The sequence below is a fragment of the Mesorhizobium sp. WSM4884 genome, from assembly GCF_029625675.1.
Taxonomy (GTDB): Bacteria; Pseudomonadota; Alphaproteobacteria; order Rhizobiales; family Rhizobiaceae; genus Mesorhizobium.
Map to the genome: position 1 here is coordinate 235,072 of NZ_JARTVO010000007.1, position 22,537 is coordinate 257,608.

The 22,537-nt window shown below is 63.9% G+C and carries 21 protein-coding genes; 10 read left to right on the forward strand and 11 right to left on the reverse strand.

Annotated elements, in window-relative coordinates:
* Nucleotides 1-3: 3 nt before the first annotated feature.
* Genes P9236_RS13995 through P9236_RS14010 form a run of 4 tightly spaced genes read left to right on the forward strand, consistent with a single transcriptional unit; the run spans nucleotide 4 to nucleotide 4,338 of the window.
* The gene (locus P9236_RS13995; protein ID WP_278075211.1) at nucleotides 4-2,199 is read left to right on the forward strand and encodes a hydantoinase B/oxoprolinase family protein; all 2,196 of its coding nucleotides are present in this window, start codon (nucleotides 4-6) and stop codon (nucleotides 2,197-2,199) included.
* Nucleotides 2,200-2,206: 7 nt separating this feature from the next.
* A complete protein-coding gene (locus P9236_RS14000; RefSeq protein WP_278075212.1) occupies nucleotides 2,207-2,713 on the forward strand; it encodes an acetone carboxylase subunit gamma in 507 nt (168 codons plus the stop codon).
* 8 nt (nucleotides 2,714-2,721) lie between these two features.
* A complete protein-coding gene (locus P9236_RS14005) occupies nucleotides 2,722-3,492 on the forward strand; it encodes a glucose 1-dehydrogenase (protein ID WP_278075213.1) in 771 nt (256 codons plus the stop codon).
* Between the two features lie 18 nt (nucleotides 3,493-3,510).
* On the forward strand, nucleotides 3,511-4,338 hold the full coding sequence (locus P9236_RS14010) for an SDR family NAD(P)-dependent oxidoreductase (protein ID WP_278075214.1): 828 nt from the start codon (nucleotides 3,511-3,513) through the stop codon (nucleotides 4,336-4,338).
* Nucleotides 4,339-4,397: 59 nt separating this feature from the next.
* On the opposite strand, the gene betI is transcribed toward P9236_RS14010, so the two are convergent.
* Entirely contained in the window at nucleotides 4,398-5,036 is a 639-nt protein-coding gene (betI, locus tag P9236_RS14015; protein ID WP_278075215.1) for a transcriptional regulator BetI, read from the reverse strand.
* Nucleotides 5,037-5,147: 111 nt separating this feature from the next.
* Here betI and P9236_RS14020 point away from each other — a divergent pair, with 111 nt between their 5' ends.
* From P9236_RS14020 to P9236_RS14035, 4 genes are all read left to right on the forward strand, one after another.
* A complete protein-coding gene (locus P9236_RS14020; protein ID WP_278075216.1) occupies nucleotides 5,148-6,185 on the forward strand; it encodes an alcohol dehydrogenase catalytic domain-containing protein in 1,038 nt (345 codons plus the stop codon).
* A 114-nt stretch (nucleotides 6,186-6,299) separates the two neighbouring features.
* Complete coding sequence (locus P9236_RS14025) at nucleotides 6,300-7,229, forward strand: ABC transporter substrate-binding protein (protein WP_278075217.1); 930 nt, start codon at nucleotides 6,300-6,302, stop codon at nucleotides 7,227-7,229.
* 87 nt (nucleotides 7,230-7,316) lie between these two features.
* Nucleotides 7,317-8,378, forward strand: a complete 1,062-nt coding sequence (locus P9236_RS14030) for a betaine/proline/choline family ABC transporter ATP-binding protein (protein WP_278075218.1) — start codon at nucleotides 7,317-7,319, stop codon at nucleotides 8,376-8,378.
* Entirely contained in the window at nucleotides 8,375-10,465 is a 2,091-nt protein-coding gene (locus tag P9236_RS14035) for an ABC transporter permease subunit (RefSeq protein WP_278075219.1), read from the forward strand. Before P9236_RS14030 ends, P9236_RS14035 begins: the two co-directional genes overlap by 4 nt.
* Here the strand turns inward: P9236_RS14035 and P9236_RS14040 are convergent.
* The gene (locus P9236_RS14040; protein ID WP_278075220.1) at nucleotides 10,451-10,693 is read right to left on the reverse strand and encodes a hypothetical protein; all 243 of its coding nucleotides are present in this window, start codon (nucleotides 10,691-10,693) and stop codon (nucleotides 10,451-10,453) included. The genes P9236_RS14035 and P9236_RS14040 overlap by 15 nt on opposite strands.
* Here P9236_RS14040 and P9236_RS14045 point away from each other — a divergent pair.
* The gene (locus tag P9236_RS14045) at nucleotides 10,674-11,957 is read left to right on the forward strand and encodes an O-antigen ligase (RefSeq protein WP_278075221.1); all 1,284 of its coding nucleotides are present in this window, start codon (nucleotides 10,674-10,676) and stop codon (nucleotides 11,955-11,957) included. The two genes, P9236_RS14040 and P9236_RS14045, sit on opposite strands and share 20 nt — an antisense overlap.
* Before the next feature lie 446 nt (nucleotides 11,958-12,403).
* Here the strand turns inward: P9236_RS14045 and P9236_RS14050 are convergent, their stop codons facing one another.
* The 3 genes from P9236_RS14050 to P9236_RS14060 all read right to left on the reverse strand — a co-directional run bounded on the left by P9236_RS14050 (nucleotide 12,404) and on the right by P9236_RS14060 (nucleotide 15,633).
* Complete coding sequence (locus P9236_RS14050; protein ID WP_278075222.1) at nucleotides 12,404-13,495, reverse strand: acyltransferase; 1,092 nt, start codon at nucleotides 13,493-13,495, stop codon at nucleotides 12,404-12,406.
* A 115-nt stretch (nucleotides 13,496-13,610) separates the two neighbouring features.
* On the reverse strand, nucleotides 13,611-14,801 hold the full coding sequence (locus P9236_RS14055; protein ID WP_278075223.1) for a polysaccharide biosynthesis/export family protein: 1,191 nt from the start codon (nucleotides 14,799-14,801) through the stop codon (nucleotides 13,611-13,613).
* Between the two features lie 154 nt (nucleotides 14,802-14,955).
* Nucleotides 14,956-15,633: a sugar transferase gene (locus tag P9236_RS14060; protein ID WP_278075224.1), complete on the reverse strand. Its 678-nt coding sequence runs from the start codon at nucleotides 15,631-15,633 to the stop codon at nucleotides 14,956-14,958.
* A 607-nt stretch (nucleotides 15,634-16,240) separates the two neighbouring features.
* Between P9236_RS14060 and P9236_RS14065 the strand changes: the two genes are divergently transcribed.
* Nucleotides 16,241-16,507, forward strand: coding sequence for an exopolysaccharide production repressor exox (locus tag P9236_RS14065; RefSeq protein WP_278075225.1), 267 nt, complete (start codon nucleotides 16,241-16,243; stop codon nucleotides 16,505-16,507).
* On the opposite strand, the gene P9236_RS14070 is transcribed toward P9236_RS14065, so the two are convergent.
* The 6 genes from P9236_RS14070 to P9236_RS14095 form a co-directional block, all read right to left on the reverse strand.
* The gene (locus P9236_RS14070; protein ID WP_278075226.1) at nucleotides 16,478-18,385 is read right to left on the reverse strand and encodes an ABC transporter ATP-binding protein; all 1,908 of its coding nucleotides are present in this window, start codon (nucleotides 18,383-18,385) and stop codon (nucleotides 16,478-16,480) included. The two genes, P9236_RS14065 and P9236_RS14070, sit on opposite strands and share 30 nt — an antisense overlap.
* A gap of 7 nt (nucleotides 18,386-18,392) precedes the next feature.
* On the reverse strand, nucleotides 18,393-19,382 hold the full coding sequence (locus P9236_RS14075; protein WP_278075227.1) for a serine kinase: 990 nt from the start codon (nucleotides 19,380-19,382) through the stop codon (nucleotides 18,393-18,395).
* Entirely contained in the window at nucleotides 19,379-21,301 is a 1,923-nt protein-coding gene (locus P9236_RS14080; RefSeq protein WP_278075228.1) for a lasso peptide isopeptide bond-forming cyclase, read from the reverse strand. The genes P9236_RS14075 and P9236_RS14080 overlap by 4 nt, the downstream gene beginning before the upstream one ends.
* Before the next feature lie 3 nt (nucleotides 21,302-21,304).
* The gene (locus P9236_RS14085; protein ID WP_278075229.1) at nucleotides 21,305-21,721 is read right to left on the reverse strand and encodes a lasso peptide biosynthesis B2 protein; all 417 of its coding nucleotides are present in this window, start codon (nucleotides 21,719-21,721) and stop codon (nucleotides 21,305-21,307) included.
* Nucleotides 21,705-22,004: a PqqD family protein gene (locus tag P9236_RS14090; RefSeq protein ID WP_278075230.1), complete on the reverse strand. Its 300-nt coding sequence runs from the start codon at nucleotides 22,002-22,004 to the stop codon at nucleotides 21,705-21,707. Before P9236_RS14090 ends, P9236_RS14085 begins: the two co-directional genes overlap by 17 nt.
* A 163-nt stretch (nucleotides 22,005-22,167) precedes the next feature.
* A complete protein-coding gene (locus tag P9236_RS14095) occupies nucleotides 22,168-22,320 on the reverse strand; it encodes a lasso peptide (RefSeq protein WP_278075231.1) in 153 nt (50 codons plus the stop codon).
* Between the last annotated feature and the right edge of the window lie 217 nt (nucleotides 22,321-22,537).

The following is a 22,537-nucleotide window of genomic DNA, read 5'->3' on the forward strand; positions in this document are numbered from 1 at the left end:
GCCATGCTGGACAAACCCGCTTCCGCGCTCCGCATCCGCGAACGGCTGATCGAAACCGAACGGCTGATGGACGAGACCGGCTGCTATGACGGCATCACCGAGCTGAAGCTGCGCAGCCAGGATCCGCTGAAGTTCGAGACGCTGCACACCAAATTGCGCGCCTATTGCGTGTCGGCTCGCGAGATGGCCCGCCGCATCTCCGCCTCTCCCGGCGTGCGCGAGGTCGGCGAGATGGTCGTCGCCATCTACACGCCGGAGGGCGATGCGATCGCGCTCTCCAACGGCATCATGGTGCATGTTCACACGATGAGCCGCTTCATCAAATGGATGATCCGCAACGGCTACGAAGAGAACCCACAGATCCGCGACGGCGACATCTTCGCCAACAACGACGCCTTCATCGGCACCGTGCAGGTGCCGGACGTGATGGACGTGATGCCGATCTTCCATTCGGGCAAGCTCGTCGGCTGGGCGGGCGCGGTCTGCCATGAGCTGGAGGCCGGCGGCATCACGCCTGGCGGCGACGTGGCGCTGGCGCAGGAGCGCTTCACCGAAGGCCTGTTCGTTTGCGCCGAGAAGGTCGGCGAGAATGACGAGCTCAGACGCGACTATGTCATCCGCTGCGAGCGCAATCTCAGGATGCCGATCTACTGGGTGCTGGACGAAAAGGCCAAGGTCGCCTCCTGCATCGACATGCGCGAGAGCGTCAAGGCGCTAATCGACGAGATCGGCCTCGACTACTGGATGCAGGTGTCGAAGGAATTCATCGAGGAAGGCCGCCGCGCCCAGCTCGCCCGCACCCGCCAGCTCACCGTTCCCGGCATATATCGCGGCCACACTTTCTACGGCCACGTCACCGCCGGCAAGCCGGGCTACCAGCCGCTCGGCGATCCCGACTGGCTCTACAACATGCCGATCGAGATGGAGATCACCAGCGACGGCAAGATCATCATGGACTTCGAGGGTACGCAGCCCTGGGGCTACCATTCGATGAATTGCACGCCGGCCGGCATGGATGGCGGCATGTTCGTGACGCTGACCCAGCACATGAACTTCGAGGGCTTGGTCAATGACGGCGCCTGGATGGCGACGGAGCTGAAGCTGCCCAAGGGCACCTGGACCAACCCCGACAACGAGATGGTGGCGACCGCTACCTCCTGGGCGCTGCTGCTCCCTGCCTATGGCGTCTTCCAGCGGCTCTTGTCGCGCTCCTTCATCGCGCGCGGCTTCGTCGAGGAGGCCTTTGTCGGCCAGGTCAACAGCCCGATGATCGAGATGGGCGGCACCAGCCAGTATGGCACGCCCTTCGGCATGGCGCATTTCGAATGCGCCGCCGCCGGCTCCGGCGCTTTGGCCATCAAGGATGGCCTCGACACCGCCTATGTCGGCTGGAACCCGGAATCCGACATGGGCAACATCGAGATATGGGAACAGAACATGCCGATGCTCTATATCGGCCGCTCGATCGTTCCCAATTCCGGCGGCGCAGGCAAATATCGAGGCGGCTGTTCTTTCCTGTCGACCTGGCTGGTCTCGAAGACCGACCATCTGCGGCTGGTGACCTCCGAGCACTCCTCCCGGGTCTTCGACAATGGCGGGTTGTGCGGCGGCTATCCGGCGCCGACCTGCCAGAAGCATCGCGCGGTACGCGACAGCAATATCTTCGAGCTCGCCGAAAACCGCGCGCCGCTGGCGCACCACACCGGCACCAACCCGTACCGCTCCGAACTCGAGGTCCGGCTGGAAGGCGAGCATGTGACGCTGGAAGGCCCCTACATCACCGCGCCGCACAAGACGGGTGACGTCTTCACCCACTCCTACAATGGCGGTGGCGGTTACGGCGACGTGCTGGAGCGCGATCCCGTAAAGACCGCCTGGGACGTCGAGAACGGCTTTCTCACCAAGGAAGCGGCTGAAGGAATCTTCGGCATCGTGCTCGACGAGGACGAGGAGGGCTTCCCGGTCGCCAATATCGAGGCCACCAAGCGCCATCGCGCCGAGATGCGGGCCAAGCGTCTGGCGCGGGCGAAGCCGGTCTCGGAATGGATGGCCAAGGAGCGCGAGCGGGTGAAAGCGGCCGATTTCGCGCCCGAAGTGCAGAAGATGTACGCCAGCGCGATCAAGCTTTCACCGCGCTTCGCAAAGGACTTTTCGGCCTTCTGGGACGTCGATGCCAAATCGACCTTCGGCGTGGAGTAAAGGGACAATGACCTCATACAGCAAGGAAGTCATCGCCGATCTGGTTGCCGGCGCGCTGCCCTGGCCGCAGACGCGCCGCATCATGAGCGCCTACAAGGACGACGACCGTTTCTTCAAATATGTCGCGGTCCTGCAGGAGCGCGTCGGCTGGAGCGATCCGATCCTGCTCCCCGTCGGCGATCACCTCTTCATCTGCCAGAGCGGCGACGAGCGGGTGACGAGATGCGAATGCGGCCATTCCTTCGGCGACTACCGCAAGAACTGGAAGCTCAGGGCCTCGATCATCGTGCGCGACAGCGAGGAATCGCTGCGCGAGATCTACCCCAACAGCGACCTGCCGGATCCGGAATGGATGGAGATCCGCGAGTTCATCTGCCCGGAATGCGGCACGCTTCACGAGGTCGAGGCAGCCGCCCCCGGCTATCCGATCGTGCATGATTTCGAACCCGATCTCGAAAGTTTTTACCGCGACTGGCTGGGCAAGCCGCTGGAGCCAGCTGACAAGGGAGGTTGATGCCGGGAATGGGCCGCGTCGCGGGCAAGGTCGCTTTGGTCACCGGGGCCGGGCTCGGCCTCGGCCGCGCGTCATCGCTTTTTCTGGCATCGGAAGGCGCCAGACTGGTCGTCAGCGACATCGACGAAGCTCTTGCCGGTGGTACGGCGACCGAGATCGTCAAGGCTGGCGGCGAGGCGCTCGCCCTTCGCCATGACGTGTCGAAGCCTGAAGACTGGTCGGCGGTCATGGCCGCGATCGAACAGCGTTTCGGGCGGCTCGACGTGCTGGTCAACAATGCCGGCATCGCCATCGCCAAAAACATCGAGGACACCACTTTAGCGGAATGGCGGCGCACCATGGCGGTCAACCTCGACGGCGTCTTTCTCGGCTGCCAGGCAGGCATCGGGCTGATGAAGAAATCCGGCGGCGGATCGATCATCAATCTCTCGTCGATCGACGGCATCATCGGCGAGGCAGAGCTTGCTGCCTATTGCGCCTCCAAGGGCGGCGTGCGCACGCTGACCAAGGCCGTGGCCGTGCATTGCGCGGAGCAGCGCTACGGCATCCGCTGCAACTCCATTCACCCCGGCTATATCTGGACGCCGCAGACCGAAAACTATCTGCGCGACCTCGGCACGCTCGAGCAGGAAAAGGCGAAAGCCCTGTCGCGCCACCCGATCGGCTTTCTCGGCGAGCCCGACGACATCGCCTACATGGTCCTCTACCTCGCCTCGGACGAATCCAAATTCGTCACCGGTTCCGAAATGGTCGTCGATGGAGGCTATCTTGCAGTGTGAATATGGAGATCGTCCGCGATGACCAATCTCACCGGCCGCAGCGCCATCGTCACCGGCGGCTTTTCCGGCATGGGCTTCGCCATCGCGACGGCGCTCGCCAAGGCAGGCGCCAATGTCGCGGTCGGCTCCTATGTCGCGCCGCCACAGGCGAGTAGATCGGACGCCGCCTACTATCCCGGCGCGGAGGAGATCGAGCGCGTGAAGTCGGCGCTTGCGGCGCACGGCACCCAGGCGCACGCCGCGCATCTCGACGTCCGCGACAGCGCGCTCACCAACCTCTTCCTTGCCGAGGCCGAGGCGGCCGTCGGTCCCGCCGACATCCTTGTCAACGCCGCCGGCACGACGGCCGAGCAACCGGTTTGCGGCCATTCCGACGAGCTGTGGGACAAGATCATCGACACCAATCTGACCGGCGCCTTCCGCACCACGCGCGCCGTGCTGCCTGGCATGATCGAGCGCGGCTGGGGCCGGATCATCAACATCGGCTCGACGGCGGCTTCCGTCGGCTGGAAGGATAATCCCGCCTATTGCGCCTCCAAGGCCGGCCTGCTTGGGCTGACCCGCTGCGTGGCTTTGGAAGGGGCACCGCATGGCGTCACCTGCGTGATGATCAGCCCGACCTGGGTCGAGACCGAGCTGATGCGCCGCAACGTGGCACAGGTCGTCGAGCGCGAAGGCAAGGGCCGCAGCGTCGAGGACGCGATGGACGAATTCCGGAAAGCCAATCCCCAGGGTCGTATGCTGCAGCCCGAAGAGATCGCGGCGCTGGCCGTCTTCCTCTGCTCGGATCTCGCCAAGGGGATCACCATGGAAAATATCCAGATCACCGGCGGAGCCCTGTGGTGAAACCCGCGCCGGTAGAAAGAGCGTGCAACCGCTCGCAGACGGCGACGCATTCCAAAACGTCAGGCCGCCCGCAGCTGAAGCCTTTTCAGCTTCGACACCATGCCCGCGCCAAGCATCTTTTCCGAATATTCGACCAACAGCGCTCTCGCCTCCAGATGCGAGATGGCGTCGTCGGAATGGCCGCGCCGCAGCCAGAACCCGTCCAGCATCGCGGCAAAGCCGCGCACGAAATGGTCGATCTCCTCTCTCGACCACAGCGGCGAAAGCGCCGAGCCGATATTCGACCGCAGCCGCTTGTAGAACAGCTCCTGCAGCCGGGCGTAACGGGGGTTGTGCGCAGCTTCCGCGTAGAACGAAATCCAGGCGTTGGCCGTGCTGCGCTCGAACTTCTCCTCCGGAAAATTGCCTTCGACAATGGCCGTCAGGCGATCCCAACGGGTCTCGGCCTGGCGCAGATTGACCACCACCGCATCCATCAGGACACGGTTGGCGTACCGCACCATCTCGAACAACACCTGATCCTTGTCCTTGAAATAATAGGTCAGGATGCCCTGCGACATGCCGGCCTCGTGGCAGATGCGGGTGGTCGTCAGGCCCTTCAGGCCGTCGCGCAGGAAGATCCGGTGCGCCGCCTCGATCAACTCGACCCGCCTGATGTCTTCGATCCGGGTCCTTTGTTTCTTTGTCCTGGTCGCCATGGGTTTCGTATATCCGACGAAATTTTTGTACGCTCTAACAAATTTTTCTATTGTCATATAATTTTGGCAGGCCTAGGCTGCCAAGGCAAGCAGATGCCTTACGGACTATCGATGACGTCCCACCAACAAACGATGCGGGCCGCGGTCCTGGGCAGGTACGGCGAGCCGCTCGACGTTACCAGCGTGCCTCGTCCCGTCGCCGGCCCCGGTCAGATATTGGTGCGGCTGCAGGCCTGCGGCGTCTGCCACACCGACGTGCACATCTGGCGAGGCGAGAGCGTTCCGCCGCATGCGCCTTCCCCCTTCGTCATGGGCCACGAGGGCATCGGCCGCGTCGAGGCGATCGGCGACGACGTCAGCGGCTGGGCGTTGGGCGATCGTGCCGGCGTCCCCTGGATCCACGACACCTGCTGCCGTTGCGACGAATGCCTGGATGGCTACGAGTCCTTCTGCCAACACCATCGGGCGCATGGTCTGAACGTGCCCGGCGCCTTTGCCGAATATATCGTTTGCGACGCCAGGTTCGCGGTAGCGTTGCCCGAGACCGTCGACCCGGTGACCACCGCGCCGGTGATGTGCGCCGGCATCACCGCTTACGGCGCGGTGAAGCGGGCCGGGCTGAGGGCAGGCGAAACCGCCGTCATCTTCGGCTGCGGCGGCCTCGGCCTCTATGCGGTGCAGATCGCCAGCCGGCTCGGCGTCAGGGTGCTCGCGGTCGACCGCGATCCGGCGAAGCTGGAGATCGCCCGCCGCTACGGTGCGGCGGAAACCGAAATCGCCGACTCCGGCCTCTCTTCGCGCCTTGCTGCCAAGGGCGAGAAATATCACGCCTGCATCAACTTCGCGCCGACCACGGCGACCTGGGACGCCATGCTCGCGGGCATCCGCCCTCGCGGCAGGATCATCGCCGCCGCCATGGTCTTCCAGCCGGTGCCTCTGATCCAGGAATGGCTGACGGCCACCGGCGTCGTCATCACCGGCACCAGCGTCGGCACCAGGCAGGAGATGCGCGAGCTGGTCACCATGCATGCAGAGCAACCTCTCGAAACCATAGTCGAGACCATCAGGCTGGACGGAGTCTCGGACGCGCTCGCCGCGCTTGAAAGAGGCCAGTCGAAAGGCAGGTTCGTCATAAGCTTCACCGACTGATCGACAGTGTCCTGCGGCCGGGCGCGCAAAGAGAGGTTTGCGGAGGCCTCGCCATCAACGATGGAATTCAGCTCAAACCAAAACAGAACAGGGGAAACCATCATGCCGAACGCAATGAACAGACTGAGAAATGTCGGAATTGGCCTGGCGCTGGTGCTCGCCGCAACGACGGCCGGGCAAGCCGCCGATCTCGGCGCCAAGGACGAGCCGATCAAGCTCGCCATGCTTGAATGGACGGGCGCGCATGTCTCCACGCATATCGCCGGGCAGCTTCTGCAAAAGCTCGGCTACAAGGTCGAATACGTCACCGCCGGCAATTTCCCGCAATTCTCAGGCCTGGCCGACGGCTCGCTCAGCGCCTCCGTGGAAGTGTGGATGAACAATGTCGGCGACATCTACCCCAAGACGCTTGCCGCCAAGCAGATCGAGGATATCGGCAAGCTCGATCTAAAGACGCGCGAGGGCTGGATCTATCCGAAATACATGGAAAAGGTCTGCCCCGGCCTGCCGGACTGGACGGCGCTCAACAAGCCGGAATGCATCCAGGCGCTGTCGACGCCGGAGACCGCGCCCAACGCGCGCTTCCTCGACTACCCCGCCGACTGGGGCTCGCGCGCGGCGACCATCATTGCCGACAATTCCATGCAATACACCGCCGTGCCCGCCGGTTCGGAAGGCGCGCTCGTGGCCGAGCTCGAGGCGGCGGAGGCCGCCAAGAAGCCGCTTGTGATGATGTTCTGGGGCCCGCATTATGCGCTCGCCGAAAACGACGTCGGCTGGGTCACCATGCCCCCCTGCAAGGAGCAGACCAACGAACACTGCATCACCCCTCCGGACGTCGACAAGATCGTCTGGTCGGGCTTCGGCGCCAAATGGCCGGCGGCCTATGCCTTCCTCAAGGCTTTCAAGATGGACGCCGGCGAGCAGGAGAAGATGATGCTGGCCGTCGACAAGCAGGGCAAGGACCTCGACGCCGTCGTCAAGGAGTGGATCGACAAGAACGAGACTGTGTGGAAGCCTTGGCTCGACGCTGCCAAGGGATAATCCGCCGATGTGCCTGGCAAGGGCTGAAGGCAATCAACGCCTGGCTCCCGCGATATGCGGGACCGGGCAGGGCGAGGGCAGTTACCGATGAACGCCGCCGCGCGCCCGATAAAGCTTGCCTGCCGCAACGTCTGGAAGGTCTACGGCCGGCGTCCGGGCTACTATTTCGACTCGCGCGGCTATGTGATCGATCCCGATGCGCTGGCCGAGCGGCTGCGCGCGGAGGCGCATCTGCCGGCAGTGGTCGATGCCAGCTTCGAGGTGGCGACCGGTGAGATCTTCGTCATCATGGGTCTTTCCGGTTCCGGCAAGTCGACGCTGGTCCGCTGCCTGTCGCGCCTGGTCGAGCCGAGCGCCGGCGAGATACTGCTCGACGGCAAGAACCTGCTTCAGGCCAGCGGCAAGGAACTGATCGAGCTGCGCCGCCACGCCATGGGCATGGTGTTCCAGAATTTCGGCCTGCTGCCGCATTTGAGTGTGCTCGACAATGTCGCTTTCCCGCTGAAGATCCAGGGCAAGCCGGCGAAGGACCGCGAAGCCCGCGCCCGCGAGATGGTCGCGCTGGTCGGGCTCGAGGGCCGCGAAGCCTCGTTCCCGCATCAGCTTTCCGGCGGCCAGCAGCAGCGCGTCGGCATCGCCCGCTCGCTCGCCGTCGGGCCGGAACTCTGGTTCCTCGACGAGCCGTTCTCGGCGCTCGACCCGCTGATCCGCCGCCAGATGCAGGACGAGTTCCTGCGCCTGCAGAAGATGCTGAAGAAGACCATCATCTTCATCACCCACGACATCGCCGAGGCTTTCCGCCTTGCCGACAGGCTGGCGATCATGCGGGCCGGCAAGATCGTCCAGATCGGCCGCCCGGCCGACATCGTGCTCAATCCCGCCGACGACTATGTCGCGCAGTTCACAGAGGACATGCCGCTGCTGCGCGTCATCACGGCGGGCGATATCGCTAAGGCCGCCAACGGAACGGCGCTGCCCGAAAAGACCATCGCCGCCGATACCAGCCTCGAAGCGCTGATCCCGCAGCTCGCCTCCGGTGTGGCGGCCTTCACTGTGCCCGGCACAGGCGACCGCCCACCGGCGGTGCTCGACGCCGGCGCGGTGCTTGCCGTGCTGGAGCGCGAACAGGCAAGGCGCACGCACTCATGACGGCGCCGGCCGCGGCATTACGCTCCTCGTCGAGGTTCGCAGTCGATCCGGCCCTCCTTCCCTGGTGCGCTCTCGCTGTGCTGACGGCGCTTTGTCTGCTGTTGAAGGCGGACTTCCCCTGGCTGGCCAATTTTCCCAAGGAATGGACGCTGCCGCTGGCCGCCTATGTCGACGCCGCGACCGACGCCGTCGTCGCCGTCGTCCAGCCGGCGTTCCGGGCGCTGTCGGCCTTCCTCGATGCGCCGATGCGCGGCGCGCGCCTGGCGCTCGCCTGGCTGCCCTGGCCGGCGGTGATGCTTTGCGTGGCGGCTCTTGCCATGAAGTCGAGCGGCGGCCGGCTCGCCATCTTCGCCCTGCTCGCGCTCGCCTATATCCTCTTCGCCGGCTACTGGCCGCAGAGCATGAACACGCTGGCGCTCGTGCTGCTGGCGGTGCCGATCTCGACCGTGCTCGGCTTTGTGCTTGGCGTCCTTGGTTATGCGCGGCCGCGACTGCGCCCGGTTCTGCTCGGCGCGCTCGACCTGATGCAGACCGTGCCGGCCTTCGCTTATCTCATCCCGCTATTGCTTCTGTTCGGCTTCGGACCGGTCGTCGGACTGATCGCCTCCGCGATCTATGCGACGCCGCCGATGGTGCGCAACACCATGCTCGGCCTCGATCGCGTGCCGGCCGCCATCAGCGAGGCCGGGCTGATGAGCGGCTGCACGCGCCGCCAGCAATTCTGGCAGGTCGAGGTGCCGACGGCCCTGCCGCAGCTCCTCGTCGGCTTCAACCAGACGACGATGGCGGCGCTGTCGATGGTCATCGTCGCCGCCATCATTGGCGGCTTCGAGGATATCGGCTGGGAGGTGCTGTCCTCGATGCGCAAGGCCGAGTTCGGCCAGAGCATTCTTTCAGGCCTGGTGATCGCGCTGCTTGCCATCCTCATCGACCGGCTCACCATCGGCTTCGCCAGGGAGCCCGAGACCGGGCCGACGGGCGCCATGCGGTGGATGACGCCGCGTCGGCTGGTCCTGTCGCTGCTGTTCGCTCTGGGCCTCGCGGTCGTCATCCATCTCGCCGCGCCGGCTGCAACGCTTCTGCCGGAAACCGGGCTGCGCATGGAGATGGGCGCCGTCAACCAGTGGCTGCTTGGGATCGTGCGCGACTATGCCTGGTTCTTCGACGGCGTGCGCAACGCGGTCCTCTATTGCCTGCTTCTGCCGATGCGGGTCGGTATTTCGGGGTCCGCCACGCCGGCCATCTGGGGCTTTGCGCTGTCGCCGGCGGCGATTGTCGCCTATTTCGCCCTGGCTCTGGCGTTGGCCGCATTGTCGATGCGCAGTTTCGGCTGGCGGGCGGCACTAGCAGTGCTGGCTGCGGGCCTCATGCTCTACACCGGTTTCCTCGGTCTGCCCTGGCCGGTCTTCATCCTCGCCACAGCACTCCTTGCCGGGCAGGTCGCGGGGCTGCGGCTCGGCCTTTTCGCGCTCGTCGGTTTCGCGCTGATCCTCGTCAACGGGCTATGGCCGCAACTCGTGCAGTCACTCTATCTCTGCACGCTGGCGGTGCTGCTCTGCCTGCTTGTCGGCGGCGCGCTGGGGACGTGGGCGGCGCATAGCGACCGCGTCTCGCGCATCCTGAAGCCGATCTGCGACGCGCTGCAGACCATGCCGCAATTCGTCTTCCTCATTCCGGCGCTGATGTTCTTCAAGGTCGGCGAGTTCACCGCGCTGATCGCCATCATGCTCTACGCCATCGTGCCGCCGATCCGCTATGTCGAGCACGGGCTGAGGCATGTGCGCGCGGACGTCGTCGAGGCGGTCGAGCAGATGGGCGCGACGCCGATGCAGACGCTGCTGCAGGCCAAGCTGCCGCTGGCGCTGCCGGTCGTCATGCTGGGCCTCAACCAGACCATCATGGCGGCGCTCTCGATGTTGGCGATCGCCGCCCTTGTCGGCACTCGCGATCTCGGCCAAGCGGTCTATGTCGCGCTCGGCAAGGCCGATGCCGGCATGGGTTTGATCGCCGGCCTGTCCATCGCCTTTCTCGCGATCCTGGCCGACCGGCTCATCCAGGCGGCCGTCGCTCGATCAGCGCTGGCTTGAAACCCGCCCCATTCCGGCCTTTTCGCTGTGCAACATGGCTTGGATGACCGCCCCCTTTTTGCCGGTGACAACATTTCCGGTTGAGCCCCCGGCGATAGGGCGATAGATATGCTGCAGTGCACAATGAGACCCGGCTGGGCTGAACATTGGCTTGCGCCGGCTAGCAGTTGCTGAACCGCTCTTAAGGCTGAACGGACAAAAATCCGGCATGAAGATACCGAAATCCATTCTGCTCGATCCTGAGGCAAACAAGGCCTATGGCGCCTTTGCCGTGGTGATCTCCGTCTTTGCCTTTGCCTATTCCAGCAATTTCGGCCAGATCCTGATCCTTGCCTATTACGCGGTCTGGCTGCCGCTGCTCTTCGTCGACTACAGGCGCTTCACCTGGAAGCTCTCCTACGCCTGGCTGCCGATACTCTTCGCAGCCTATATCTGCCTGTCGGTCTTCTGGTCTCAGGCCGCCGGCATCAGCGCGCGTGCGGCGGTGCAGTATTCCTCGCATATCGTCTGTGCCTATATCGCGGCCCGCACCATCAGCGTCCGCACGCTGGTGCTGGGCTCGTTGATCGGCATCTTCTTCGTCCTGCTCTATTCATTGAAAGTCAACGCTTACGCACTCGACACGATCGACGGCACCTTCAATTTCGTCGGCGCCTTCGCCTCCAAGAACCAGGTCGGTTTCTTCTCGTCGCTCGGCATCTTTCTGTCCTTCGTCTTTCTGATGTTCTACCGGCGCAACTGGCTGAGCTTCTTCTGGACCGCGCCGATCATCCTGTTATCGGCATACATGCTGGCGATCGCCCATTCGGCGACATCGGTCGCCTCGCTGCCGGCGGTGCTCGGCATCGTCATCCTGCTGACCATGAGCAGGGTCCTGTCGCGGCGCTACCGCCGCGTGCTGTTCGTGGTCGGCGGTGCCGCCCTGGTGGGCGGCGTTGCGGCCGCGCTGAACCTTGGCCTGCTGGATGTCGTGCTCGGCATCTTCGGCAAGGATTCGACGCTGACCGGCCGCACCTATCTCTGGCAGCAGGGCTGGCAGGCGGCGCAGCTGCATCCGCTGCTTGGCTACGGCTATGCCGCCTACTGGGTGCAAGGCTTCGCCGATCCGGAACGGTTGTGGGCGGAGTTCTACATCACGACCCGCACCGGCTTCCACTTCCACAACACCTATGTCGAGACCCTGGTCGAGGTCGGCTTCGTCGGCGTCACCATGCTGGCGCTGATCATCCTGCGCGCCTTCTACGGTCATTTATCGAAGGTGGTGTTCGGCGCCTGGAGCGCCGATTCGGTGGTGCTCGCCGGTGTTGTCGGGCTCATGCTGATCCGCTCCTTTTTCGAGGTCGAGATCCTCGGCCCTTACTTCATGGCCTCCTTCATCGTCTATTACGGCCTGTTCAAGCTGAGGCCGCTGCCGGTTGCCAGGCGACGGCGGGTTGCCATCCCGGTCCATGATGAAAAGCCGGCAGCCGGCCACATGCCGGCTCCGGTCTGACCGGCTGCAGCAAATTCCAGGGAAAAATGTGGGCCAGTCTTCCGTTCGGAAAGAGCCGAGCCGCTGTAAGGTCTGTTGAGATTCAGGTCAGGCCGAGCCGAGAAAGGTGGCTTCCCAGAACCGGCATGCGCCGGCCGTAGCCTTTATGGAGCGGAGACACTTATGAGGGCTTCGGCCGGCGAAGGCCGGAGCGGAGCGTGCTTGAAGTCCGTGAGCACCGGCCTACGCCGGCCGTAGCCTTAATTTAAAGCATGTCTCCCGAAAGTGGGACCGGTTTCGGGACAAAGACATGCGTAGAATCAAAAACCTAAAGCGCAGGGAGCGAATCTGAAAGATCGCGACGCGCTTTAGCTGCCGCGCCATTCGTGAATGCCTTCGGTCGGCGAAGGCCGGAAACGGAGGAACTCGCCGTTCGCAGGCCGGCGTCACCTGAATCTCAACAGACCTTAGGCCACGGCCCGCGAGCGCTGCATCTGCCGCTGCAGGAAGCGGCGCACCGGCTCGTCATAGATACGGGTGGCGACGTCGGCGATGACGATGACCGCGACGGCCATCGCGATGCCGAACCAGGGATGATGCGCGAACGGGTCCACTGATACCGCCTTGCCGGCGCCGGCGATGATCATCAGCATCGGCGTGTGGATGATGTAGATCGGGTAGGAAATCCGCCCCAGCCAGCCATAGAAGCCTGCCAGGCGCGGCGCGGTCGGCGCCACGGCGCCGGTCACCACCATGATCGGGAAGACGATGGCGATAGAGGCGAGATCGTAGGCGACGCGCGCGCTGCCGGCGGGTGCAATCGCGAAGACGATCAGCGTGAGCAGGATCGCGGCCTCGACCCACCAGCCGCGCCGCAGGAAGCCGAGGCTGTCCTGGTAGCGCGCCATCGAACGGCACAAGAGCACGCCCAGGAAGAAGGAGAACGACACGCGCGGCAGCCCGCTGATGATGGTCTTGCCGGTCATGCCGAAATCGAGCGTGCCGGCGATCACCGAGGCGATGATCAGCAGCACCAGGCTGGCAGCGACCAGCGCCGTCAGCACGCGCCTCGACAGCAGGAAGAAGATGGCGGCGTAGGCGATGTTGACGATCAGCTCGAAGAACAGCGACCACGAGGCGGGATTGAGCGGAAAGATCGTGTGGTAGACCTCGCCGACCAGCGGAATGAACAGCATGCCCGTCGTCAGCTGCGTGCCGATCTCGGACAAGGGTATGTATTCCGTTGGGATCAGCCTGTTCTTGATCAGCAGATAGAAGCAGCCGAGCAGCGTGCCGGCGAGATAGAGCGGATAGAGGCGTATCAGGCGGATGGCCAGGAACGTGCCGAAGCCCATGCCGTTCTCGATCTTGCGATCGTAAGCGTGGGCGATGACGAAGCCGCTGAGCAGGAAGAACAGGTCGACCGCGAGATAGCTCGACGGCAGTACCTTGCCGCCGGCGAGGAACGGCGAGAAGTGATAAAGCATCACGCTGATCGCGGCCACGCCGCGAATGGCGTCGAGGTTGAGGTAGACGTGACGCGGAGCGGCGGGCTGCATTCTATGCCTTAGCGGTGCAAACAGATTTCTCGCCCGCGCCGTCGCGCGAGCGAGCCTGACATGTTCCTCCCGCCTCCATCGCTCGGGCCGTGCTGAAAGGCCCGAACCGGTGACGCTATTGGCTGGCCGTCGGCGCCAGCTTGACCTTGATCACGTCGCCCGGCAGCACCGGCGTGTCTTCCTTGGCGTCGACCTCGCTGGTCTTGCCGTCGGCAACCCGCACCAGCGAGTAGAGCAGGGTCGGTTCCCCGCTGCCGGTGACGGCAGCCATCGTCGCGGGATCCGACGCCTGGGCGATCAGGCCCTTTTGCATTCCTACCCTCAGCGTCGCCTCGTTCAGGTCGGCTTCGGCCTGCTGCCGGCTGGCGGCCAGGTTGGAGTTAAGCGTGTTGCGGGCATCGATGGCGTCCTGATCAGCCTTGCTGATCGATTGCTTGGCCGTAAGCACGGCCGTCTCATAGTCCAGGATCTTGCCCTGCAGATCGGCCACAGACTGTTTCGAATCGAGCAGCCGCGCATTGTTGACCAGGCCCTTCTGCGCCAGCGGACCGATGCTGCTGAGCTGCTGCTGCGCCAGATCGACCTGCTGCTGCTGGTTGGCGATCTTCTTCTGCAGCGATTCGATTTCGCCCTGCAGAACCCCTTTCAGGTCGTCAAGCGCGTCCAGCTTCAGCTTCAAGGCCTTCTGGTCGGCCGTGAGAATCTGCATTTCATCGGCAGCGATGGCCTGCACTCTCGGATCGCCCTCGACCTCCTTCGGAATATCGAAGCTCGTCTTGCCGGCCAGGTCCGCATCGATGCGGGCGCGCTTGATGAGCAGCCGCAGCCGCTGGTCGTCATAGATGTCGAAATTACCCTTGGCGGTGACGAGGTCCTTGCCGAGCTGAGGGCCGTAGTCGGCACTGCGCCGGATGCCGCCGGCGATGCTCACCGCCTTCAGCACCGTCAGGTCGGGCACATAGGGAAACTGGCCGGGATTCTGTACCTCGCCCGAAATGTAGAATGGCCGGAACTGCGCCATTTCGACCGATGCCTCGGGCTTGTCGGGCAGCGCCAGCTTGCGCTGCAGTGCAAGCCCGATCGCCGCAGCGATCTCCGACGTCGTCTTGCCGGCCGCCTGCATCTCGCCGACGAACGGCACCGACAGCGTGCCGGCGGGGCCGACCGAATAGTCGCCATTGATGGCCGACCAGTCGCGGAACGTGCCGTCGACCGTTTGCCATTCCGCCACACGGATGTTGAGCTTGTCTTGCGGGCCGAGCTTGTAGTCGTCGGCCGTCGCCATCTGCGGCGACGCGAGACACATCACAAGCGCCACGGCCGCAAACCGGCTCGGCGCCTTGGAAAGGAGTCCAAAGGGGTGTTTTTTCAAAGAGCGTTTCCGATCCGCGTTGGCCCCATCCGCCCGATGAGATCACTGCCGGATGCCTGCCCCGAGTTCGGCGGGGCAGGCCCGTCGGTCAATAACTGCCGCGCGACATCCACACGGCAGGCACGGTCTTCACGATGATGCGGATGTCCTCGACCATCGACCAGTTCTCGACATAGTGGCGATCGAAGGCGACGCGCGTGTCGTAGGACACGTCGTTACGCCCGCTCACCTGCCACAGCCCGGTGAGGCCGGGGCGCGACTTCAGATAATAGACAGCGGCACTGCCGTAGATTTCGAGCTCGTCGCGCACGACCGGGCGTGGCCCGACCAGGCTCATGTCGCCTTGCAGGATGTTGATGATTTGCGGCAGCTCGTCGAGGCTGAGCTTTCGCAACACCGCGCCGACACGCGTCACGCGCGGGTCGTTCTTCAGCTTGCGCGTCGCCGCCCATTCGGCGGCGGCGTCGGGGTTGGCGGCGAGGTGCGCGGCCAGCACCCGCTCGCCGTCCTGCACCATGGTGCGGAATTTGAGGCAGGCGAAGATCCTTCCGCCGCGACCGATTCGCTTGTGGCCATAGAAGATCGACCCGCCGTCGGAAAGTTTGACCAGCAGGGCGACCATCAGGAAGAGCGGGCTGAGCAGAACCAGGCCCGCCAGGGAACCGACGATATCGAAGCTGCGTTTGAGCAGACCGCCGATGGGGGGTGGAAAATCAATGCCGGCCTGCGAAAAAGCCGCATTAGCCGACTTGGCGACGTCCCTCATGCAGAAGCTCCATACGTTGAACGGATGGTTTACGGCACGATACCAAAAAAATGTTGCAGCGCAACACACAATTTCCCATCCGCGTGAAATGTTTGCGTCATGAATTGACTAAATAATAAACCTGCCATGCCCAAATTTTGGCCTTTGTGGCATGTTTATGACAAGGTGAGAGAATTTTTGGGAAATGTAGTACCGCTTTTGGGCTGTTTTTGGGCAGTGCATTCTTTGCTGCAGACGAGCGGCGGTTGCAGGGCGTAAGAATCACTCGCTCCGGTAAGTTCTTGGCGTAAAATACTAATTAATGTTTTGCGTTCTACTATCGAGGGTTTCGTTGTGGTGAATAGGCGGCGATGCCGGAGTGTGCGTCGCAGCATGGCGGAGTCGATGCCGCGAAACCGTTGGAAATCACCTGCATTTGGCCTTGTTGCAAAGGTCTCGCCTTAATAGAGTCGCAAACTGTTTCTGTCATAGTTTGGATGGGTCAGGAAGGTCGGAAGCAACCGGCCGAATTGGGCAGCCAGAAATAGCTCTTTGGCGCAACGGGGAGTTACGCGGGTGGGTAAGTCACTGCTTTTGCATGCTTGTGTCGGTTGACGGGCCGACGAGCATGTCTTTGCCAAAATTCATCGTCGGAATGTTATTCGCGCTCGCGATCGTGGTCGGCTGGTCCTACTTCGACGGAGCATCGCCTGGCACCATAATCATGCGTGCCGTCATTTGCGCCGTCATCATTCAGGCGGGCTATTTCCTTCTGGTCTATGCGATGATCGCCAGGAGCAGGCCGATGTCCGCCGAAAAGGCGCGGGAGGCCGACCGCGGCATCAAGGTGGCCGAGGGCGAAAAGCTAACCGCCAGGCGCGGCAGTCTCCGCTGACCGTTCAGCGGGCGCAGGAAGCGGTGCCCTGTCCGCCAATGTCTTGTCGGCCGACGTCTCGGCGTCCCGTTCGGCCCGTTCGCCGGAGAGCATCCTGGCCAGCCGGCTGCCTGACTTTGCCTTCAGCTGCTGATATTGCCCGACCTCGACGATACGCCCGTTCTCGATGGCCACGACCCAGTCGGCGAAGGCGATCATCGATGGCCGGTGCGCGATGGTGAGGATGGTCATCTGGCCGCGCAGCCCGTCGATCGATTGGGCGATCAGCGACTGATTCTGCCAGTCGAGCGCGCTCGTCGCCTCGTCGAGGATGAGCAGCGAAGGCCTGCGCAGCAGCGCTCGCGCCAGCGCGATGCGCTGGCGTTCGCCGCCCGAGAGCCTGACGCCGCGGTCGCCCACCACGGTTTCCAGCCGCAGGTCGAGCCGCTCCACGAAATCGGCCGCATGCGCCTTGCGCAGCGCGGCCCAGAGTTCCTCGTCTTCGGCCCGCGGCGCCGCCAGGCGCAGATTGGCGGCGATGGTGTCATGCAGCAGGAACACGTCCTGCGGCACATAGGCTACCTGATCGCGCCACGCCCTGCGGTTTTTGGCGGTAATCTCGGCGCCATCCGCCAGGATACTGCCCTCGGTCGGCTCGAGCAGCCCAAGCAGCATGTCGGCGATCGTGCTCTTGCCCGAGCCGGACGGACCGATCAGCGCCGTCACCTTGCCGGCGGGAAGGCTGAAGGTGATGCCGCCGACCACCGGCTTTCCATCGCCATAGGCGAACGAGACGTCGCGGACGTTGAGGCCGGTGTCGAGCGAAAGCCTTGCGTCCTGCCCGGCATCGCCGGGCTCCGTCTCGCGCTCGGCGTCGAAGCGCGCCTGCAAAGCCTGCATGGCGGTGTATGCCGGCAGGTTGATCAGAACCTGCTGCGCCTGCGTCTGCATATCCATGAAGCGCGGCGCGACCCGCATGAAGACCAAGAGCAGCACGACGATTTCCGCAAGCGACAGATGGAAGCGCACCAGTGCGATGTAGATGAACAGGCTGAGCCCGATGACGCTCGCCACCTGGAACAGCGCGGTGCCGATGGTGCTGTTGCGGACATAGGCGACGTTGTCCGCTTTCATCTTCTCGAGTGTCGCTCGGAGCTGCGCGAAATAGCCCGCTTCCACATTCAGGCTCTTGGCCACCTTGATGCCGCCAAGGAACTCCGAGACCGTGCGGTACTGGTCCTGGCGGCTGCTCGTCAGCACACGGCCATATGCGGTGGCACGCGCACGGAAGGGCTGCAGTGCAACGAACAGGATCACGCCGACGAGAATGGCGAAGGACGTCATCACCGGTGAGATGAACAGCGAGACAACGAGGTAGCCGGCAAGCAGCAGCGTCGTCTGGGCGAGCATCAGCAGCGAGAAAGCCGCCGCCTGCACCCTGTCGATGTCGCCGGTCAGCGCGTGGTCGAGATCGGAGCCGCGCATGCGGGTGAAGACGCCCCAGCGCGCCCTGCCGATGCTCTCGAACAGGTTCATGCGCACACGATTGACGAAATCGTAGAGCAGCCGCGCCATGTAGAGCGACTTGAAGCGGTTGAACATCGCCTGCAGCGCCGCCAGTCCGACGAGCAGACAGAGCACCGTCGCAAGCGACAGTGTTCCGCCAGGTAAAAGCCAGCGTAGAGCGCCTGGCACACGCACGGCAAAATCCTGGTCGGCATTGCCGATCAGGTGCAGGAGCGGGATCACAAGCAGGATCGAGAGGCCCTCGGTCAGGCTTCCCAGGATCAGGAAGGCCAGCGCCGTCAGCGTGCGCCGCCCGCCGATCTGCGCCATCACGCCGCCGAAGCCGGCGACATCCCGCAAGAGCGACAGGCGAAGTTTCGAGGACCAGGCCATGCTCCGCTCACCTAGCCTGCGTGCCGTAGGCCAGATCGCGCTCGATCAGGGCGACGGCCTCATCGATCCGCTCCAGCCCTGCCGGCACTTCGAGACGGCCGACGCCGATCTTGGCGGCTAGCTGCGCGCACTGGCCGAGATGCGCAGAAGCGAAATCGCCGACCAGCGCCTGCCGACCGAACCGGGTGACGTAGGAGAACTTGATGATCGCCGGCAGGGCGCCGGCGCCTGGCAGCGGCGTGATCGCCGCCCGTTCGCCGCGCTTCAGCATATAGATTCGCGCAAGGGGCGCTGCTTCATCTGAAAATCCGTCATGGAGACGGTGCTGCGCCTTCTTGATCTGCGGATGCACCTGCGGCCGCACCTCCGCCTGTCCGATTCTGATGGCGTCGGCGGCGTCCGTTGCAAGCTTGAGCTGCGGAAAACCAGGCAAAATCATCATACGCGAACGGTCGGACAGATCGAGCGCCACAACATCATCGGTAAGCAGAAGGTGACCGGCGCGGATCATCGCGCCCGCAATCGTCGACTTGCCGGCGCCCTTGTCGCCCATGAAGACCACGCTTTGGCCGCCAACGGCGATTGCGCTGGCGTGCAGGACGAGCAGGCGGCGCTGATGCAGGGTGAGCGCCAGCACCGGACCCAAAAGCGGGAAGGCGAGCAGCGGATCGTCGATGCCCGGCGCCGGATCGACATCGATCCTGGAAGCATCGCTGATCAGGAAGGTGCCGACGGCTTGCCAAGACAGATACTGGCGCGTCGGCCCGAAGCGAAAGGCGGTTCCGCCTTCCATTGCAGGCCTGGGAAAGTCGACCGGGCCGACTGCGATCGCGATATCGGGCGGCGCCGGCACCGTCGGTTGCAACTCCGGCAGCGCCACCTCGGAGCTGATCGTCAGGCCATAGGCTTTGTAGAAGCGGCGAACGCGCCCGCTCAGATCTTCGGGCCCGATGTCGGGATCCGGCTTGGTCGCGATGGGAGCGGCTGAACCCTTCATGCAAGGCTACCCATCGGCTGGATCCGCCGCAGCCAGAGCGACAGCGAGATCGAGCGCCAGACATATTGCACATCGAGCGGCGCGGCTTCGTCTGGTTTTTGCAGCAGCCGCGCATAGGCGGCGTTGACTTCGCTCAGATTGACATAGGGCGCGATGCGGTCGCCCTCGGAGGCCAGTACGGTGTCCAGAAGGTCGCGATGGTTGCGGAGCATGCCGTTGACCAGGTTGGCGGTGAAATCGATCTTGTCCCGCCGCCACTGCACCGCCGGCGGCAGCACACCTTCCATCGCCCGGCGCAGCACATGGCGGCCGAAGCCGTTGCGGAGCTTTTCCTCGCCGGGCAACGCCAGGCAGAACTCGACCAGCGGCTTGTCCCAGAACGGATAGCGCGGCTCGACGCCGAAATTGGCGGCGGCCTTGTCCAGCACTTCGAAGGCGTGCGGCACCAGTCCGGTCGAGAGTACCCAGCGATGGGTGAGCGCCTCGCTGGCGCTCACGCTTGGTGGCATGTAGCCGGCCCGGTGGAAGCGGTCGACGAGGTCGGTTCGCCTGGCAAGCTCGGCATTGACCAGGGCGCCCCAGGCGGGGACGCGCGCCTGTGCGGCGGTCTTTAGCCGCAGCCCGGACAGAAGCCGGTTCATCCGGCTTCGCCACCTGGCGATTCGCCATGCCGGTCCATAGACGGTCAGGAATCGGAAATACATGGCGAGCATGCCTTCGCCATAGGTGCCGGAGGCGCCGTGAAGCTCGCGCCAGAGCGCAAGCCATCGGCCGGCATTGGCGAGCTCATGCAGCAGTCCGTGCCCGTGCGAAACGACCTCGTCGCCGCCATGACCGTCGAGCAGCACCTTCACCCCCTCGGCACCTGCCGTCCGGTAGATGCTGCGGGTCAACGACAGGCCGGGGGCGAGGAACGTCCCCTCCTGCTCCTCCAGGATGCGTTCGAACTCGGCGAAGGGCGCGTAGTTGCCAACGGAAATCATCGTGCCGTCGAGCCTGTGCCGGTCGAGCACCGCGTCGATGAACGGCTTCTCGTCCATCGGCGAGTCCTTATCGAAGACCAGCGAGAAGGTCTTCAGCCGCGGTCTGTGCTCCGCGGCCGCTTGCATGCCGGCGACGCCAGCGATCGAGGACGAATCGAGGCCGCCGCTCAGCATCGCGCCTATGGCGGGCGTGCCGCGCATCCGGTTCCGCACCGACTGTGAGAAGAGATGCCTGAACTCCTCAATGGCATCCGGGCGCAGCGGCCTGGGCGAAGGCTCGACCTGCCAGTAGGGACGAAGCGTCACCTGGCTGTCCGTCACCGTCAGGATATGGCGGGCCGGCAATCGGAAGATTTCGGCATACTGGGTCGACTGCGGATCGTCGGGCAATCCGGCAAGGAAGCCGGAAATCTGATGCTCGCTGATGCGTGTGCCGACACCGTCCAGAGCAAGGAGAGGGCCGATCTCCGAGGCAAAAGCGAAGCGCCTGGCGGTCGAGTGATAATGGAAAGATTTGATGCCGAAATGGTCGCGGGCGCAAAACAGCGCCCGGCGCTCGGCGTCCCAGATCGCGAAGGCGAAATCGCCTTGCAGATGGGTCGGACAGGCCTCGCCCCATGTGAGATAGGCCTGCATCAGGAGCATCGCGTCGGTGACCGGCCGGTCGCCTGCGCCGAGCCGCGCCAGAAGCTCGTCGCGGTTGTCCAGCCGGCAATCGGCCGTGATGGCGAGCTTGCCGCCGGCCATGATCAGCGGGCCTGGGCCGTTCTCGCCCGTCGTATCGAGCCAGGCATGGCCAAGCGCCACGCTTCCCGCCGTCCACCACGAGCTGCCGTCGCGGGCCCGGTGGCGCATGTGCGCTAGCATCTGCTGGATGTCGGTCGCTTGGGCGGGTCCGCCGTCTTGCCTCAGCAGAATTCCGGCGATGCCGCTCATGGCTTATTGCCCGTGATCGACGAGATGGGTGAAGCCGTTGACCGAGCCGCCAAGCACGATGTGGTCGCCGCTGACCAGCCAGGCATGCGCCTTGAGCTCCTCGCCGGTCCCGCGCTCGATGCCGATGCGGATCTTGGAGGCATTGCCTTGGCGGGCAAGCAGATATTGTCCGGCGAGGGCTTGGGTGAGGCAACTGGCGCCGGGCACGAACCTTGCGGCGGCGGCGACGCCCCATGCGATCCGCCGCAGATCGGCGATATCGGCATCGCCTCTCGCCTCCAGCCGGGTCACCAGAGCGCGCACTCGGTTGTAGGAGCAAAGCGTCAGCCCGATCCGCACGGCGCTGACCACGGCCAGACAACGCGCCAGAAACAGCATCTCCGGGCCGCTAAGGGAGAGGATCTTAGGCCAGTTCCTCATGGTGGAGCCTCGCAAGCCCGGCTTCGATCAGCCCCTTGAGCAAGCCTTCTACATCGGCCTTGCAGCGCTCGGCATCGACATCGTAGCGCGCGATCACGGCGCTTCTTATGTCGAGGATCGGTCGTGGCTCCTGGATCAGCTCCCAGATGTAGGCGCCGACGCCGTTCAGGCTGTAGTAGATGTTGGATTTGAGATGGAGCAGCGCCAGTCCGTTGCCGAATTCGCAAGCCACCGCGTCGCCGGTCGCGACCACGCGGTCATGGTCCGATGGGTTCCAGTGCATCCTAAAACCTCATTCTTGAACGCCACGCGTCTTCCGACCTGGACCGGGATCGGTTGCCTGCGATCGCCCGGCCAGGAAGCCGGGAGGCATGAGCCCCCCGGCTCACCTGTTTAAAAGAAACGCTCGGAGCCCCAAAATCCGACAACTCCGAACGCGTGCAACCTCAGGAGAAGGTGAGCTGGTCGAACGGCGTGTGCGCGGGAAATGCCGCGTCCAACGCTGTCGTACCAGCGCCGCCCTGCGTGATCGTTTCGATCGAACCGTGAACCGTCAGGCTGGGGGTCTCGTACTGTTGCTTCTCAACATTCTGTTCCATTTTACTCTCCAACTGAGGACTGGAAGCGGCTTCAGAATGCCGCCAGCACATTTCTATGCTGCGTTGCAATTGCTGCACGGCAACATTTATGAGTCAAGTCTGATTTACTAGGCATTAATCAATTCTCGGTTGCGGCGGCAGTCGTCGATTGATGACGTCACCGGCCTTACATTTTGGACCGGTATCGTCCGGGCGCTCAAGGCTGCTTTTTTGCCGT

What these genes read in the sequence shown, in the direction of transcription:
- P9236_RS14020 (WP_278075216.1), top strand. Translation starts at nt 5,148, where the DNA reads ATGACGTCCCACCAACAAACGATGCGGGCCGCGGTCCTGGGCAGGTAC.
- P9236_RS14090 (WP_278075230.1), bottom strand. Translation starts at nt 22,004, where the DNA reads ATGCACTGGAACCCATCGGACCATGACCGCGTGGTCGCGACCGGCGAC.
- P9236_RS14035 (WP_278075219.1), top strand. Translation starts at nt 8,375, where the DNA reads ATGACGGCGCCGGCCGCGGCATTACGCTCCTCGTCGAGGTTCGCAGTC.
- P9236_RS14050 (WP_278075222.1), bottom strand. Translation starts at nt 13,495, where the DNA reads ATGCAGCCCGCCGCTCCGCGTCACGTCTACCTCAACCTCGACGCCATT.
- P9236_RS14070 (WP_278075226.1), bottom strand. Translation starts at nt 18,385, where the DNA reads ATGGCCTGGTCCTCGAAACTTCGCCTGTCGCTCTTGCGGGATGTCGCC.
- P9236_RS14060 (WP_278075224.1), bottom strand. Translation starts at nt 15,633, where the DNA reads ATGAGGGACGTCGCCAAGTCGGCTAATGCGGCTTTTTCGCAGGCCGGC.
- P9236_RS14010 (WP_278075214.1), top strand. Translation starts at nt 3,511, where the DNA reads ATGACCAATCTCACCGGCCGCAGCGCCATCGTCACCGGCGGCTTTTCC.
- P9236_RS14095 (WP_278075231.1), bottom strand. Translation starts at nt 22,320, where the DNA reads ATGGAACAGAATGTTGAGAAGCAACAGTACGAGACCCCCAGCCTGACG.
- P9236_RS14075 (WP_278075227.1), bottom strand. Translation starts at nt 19,382, where the DNA reads ATGAAGGGTTCAGCCGCTCCCATCGCGACCAAGCCGGATCCCGACATC.
- P9236_RS14065 (WP_278075225.1), top strand. Translation starts at nt 16,241, where the DNA reads ATGTCTTTGCCAAAATTCATCGTCGGAATGTTATTCGCGCTCGCGATC.
- betI (WP_278075215.1), bottom strand. Translation starts at nt 5,036, where the DNA reads ATGGCGACCAGGACAAAGAAACAAAGGACCCGGATCGAAGACATCAGG.
- P9236_RS14045 (WP_278075221.1), top strand. Translation starts at nt 10,674, where the DNA reads ATGAAGATACCGAAATCCATTCTGCTCGATCCTGAGGCAAACAAGGCC.
- P9236_RS14040 (WP_278075220.1), bottom strand. Translation starts at nt 10,693, where the DNA reads ATGGATTTCGGTATCTTCATGCCGGATTTTTGTCCGTTCAGCCTTAAG.
- P9236_RS14005 (WP_278075213.1), top strand. Translation starts at nt 2,722, where the DNA reads ATGGGCCGCGTCGCGGGCAAGGTCGCTTTGGTCACCGGGGCCGGGCTC.
- P9236_RS14080 (WP_278075228.1), bottom strand. Translation starts at nt 21,301, where the DNA reads ATGAGCGGCATCGCCGGAATTCTGCTGAGGCAAGACGGCGGACCCGCC.
- P9236_RS13995 (WP_278075211.1), top strand. Translation starts at nt 4, where the DNA reads ATGCTGGACAAACCCGCTTCCGCGCTCCGCATCCGCGAACGGCTGATC.
- P9236_RS14085 (WP_278075229.1), bottom strand. Translation starts at nt 21,721, where the DNA reads ATGAGGAACTGGCCTAAGATCCTCTCCCTTAGCGGCCCGGAGATGCTG.
- P9236_RS14055 (WP_278075223.1), bottom strand. Translation starts at nt 14,801, where the DNA reads ATGTGTCTCGCGTCGCCGCAGATGGCGACGGCCGACGACTACAAGCTC.
- P9236_RS14000 (WP_278075212.1), top strand. Translation starts at nt 2,207, where the DNA reads ATGACCTCATACAGCAAGGAAGTCATCGCCGATCTGGTTGCCGGCGCG.
- P9236_RS14030 (WP_278075218.1), top strand. Translation starts at nt 7,317, where the DNA reads ATGAACGCCGCCGCGCGCCCGATAAAGCTTGCCTGCCGCAACGTCTGG.
- P9236_RS14025 (WP_278075217.1), top strand. Translation starts at nt 6,300, where the DNA reads ATGAACAGACTGAGAAATGTCGGAATTGGCCTGGCGCTGGTGCTCGCC.